Annotated in this window: 1 protein-coding gene; it reads right to left on the minus strand. The window is 60.9% G+C overall.

Features of this window, described 5'->3' with window-relative positions:
• Window positions 1–330, minus strand: a 330-nt coding sequence (locus SB756_RS28805) for a GNAT family N-acetyltransferase (RefSeq protein ID WP_410912931.1), incomplete at both ends; no start/stop codon positions are given.

Raw genomic sequence — 330 nt, forward strand, 5'->3', positions numbered from 1 at the left:
GGAAGTCGGTAGAGCCATATGCAGCAAGGGAAAGGGTTTGCCTTCGCCATCCAGCGGCGAGCGTGCGACCTGGATGAAGCCATAGTGCAGATAAAACCCCACGGCCTGTGGGTTTTGTTCGTTGACGTCTACCGTCAGGGTGTCATGGCGCGCACGCGCGTGGTCGAGCAATTGCCGGCCGATGCCTTGGCCACGGCGGTCGGGTTCGATAAACAGCATCTCGACGTTATGCCCGCCGGTGCCGATGAAACCGGCGATACCCTGCGGGTCTTCATACACCCACACATCCAGGGCAGGCATGGGCAAATAGGTGTCGCGCACCAGGGGCAG

It is taken from the genome of Pseudomonas sp. SIMBA_068 (assembly GCF_046534705.1).
GTDB classification, from domain to species: Bacteria; Pseudomonadota; Gammaproteobacteria; order Pseudomonadales; family Pseudomonadaceae; genus Aquipseudomonas; species Aquipseudomonas putida.